Source organism: Pseudomonas sp. SIMBA_068 (assembly GCF_046534705.1).
GTDB lineage: Bacteria > Pseudomonadota > Gammaproteobacteria > Pseudomonadales > Pseudomonadaceae > Aquipseudomonas > Aquipseudomonas putida.
Genome location: NZ_JAWRYI010000971.1, coordinates 1 through 256, shown reverse-complemented (window position 1 = coordinate 256; position 256 = coordinate 1). Strand labels below are relative to the sequence as shown.

At 60.5% G+C, this 256-nt stretch carries 1 protein-coding gene; it reads right to left on the bottom strand.

Going from position 1 to position 256, the window contains the following annotated elements:
- Positions 1–256, bottom strand: a 256-nt coding sequence (locus SB756_RS32315) for a SidA/IucD/PvdA family monooxygenase (protein ID WP_410913533.1), incomplete at both ends; no start/stop codon positions are given.

Sequence of the window (256 nt, the reverse complement as noted above, 5' to 3'; positions counted from 1 at the left end):
CTGGCCGCTGCCCAGCACGGTGATGGAATGCTTCTGCTGCAGTTCCGCTTTGTTGACCAGATAGTGGCTTGAGTGCGTCAGGCGCTGGCGGTGCGGCTGGCTGCACTCCGGCATCCAGGCTTTAGGCCCGGTGCCGAGGATCAGATGTCGTGCCAGATAGTTCTGTTTCTGACCATTCCGGGTGTCGGTGCCCTGGAGTTGATAGACGCCAGCCGCCTCATCGTAGCTGACATACTCAACGTGGCTGTTCCAGCGC